The organism is Bacillus sp. SIMBA_008, from assembly GCF_046535495.1.
Classification (GTDB): domain Bacteria; phylum Bacillota; class Bacilli; order Bacillales; family Bacillaceae; genus Bacillus; species Bacillus subtilis.
In genome coordinates this window covers 1-245 of sequence record NZ_JAWRWL010001062.1, presented here as the reverse complement: position 1 = coordinate 245, position 245 = coordinate 1, and the positions used below count along the sequence as shown (strand labels likewise).

1 protein-coding gene is annotated in these 245 nt (G+C 59.6%); it reads left to right on the top strand.

What is annotated here, in order from left to right; genetic code table 11:
• A partial coding sequence (locus tag SB658_RS26675) for a hypothetical protein (RefSeq protein WP_410603510.1) occupies nt 1-245 on the top strand: 245 nt, incomplete at both ends.

Sequence of the window (245 nt, the reverse complement as noted above, 5' to 3'; positions counted from 1 at the left end):
CATGGAAGCAGCCAAGACACTGGCCGAAATGACTGTCAGCGAGCGGCGGGAGCTGATCGACTTCGTCGTCACTGCGCTGGAAGACACAGCCGATGAAGCGCATGAACATGGCGATGCTTTGTCAGCCGCCAATTCCCATAATCTCGCCTCCGCCATTCGCGGCAACGCGACGGAACTGGCGACGCGAGATCTGAAGTCGGCCGAACTTTTGCTCCAGCAAGGCATCAACCTCGTTGCGGCAGGCC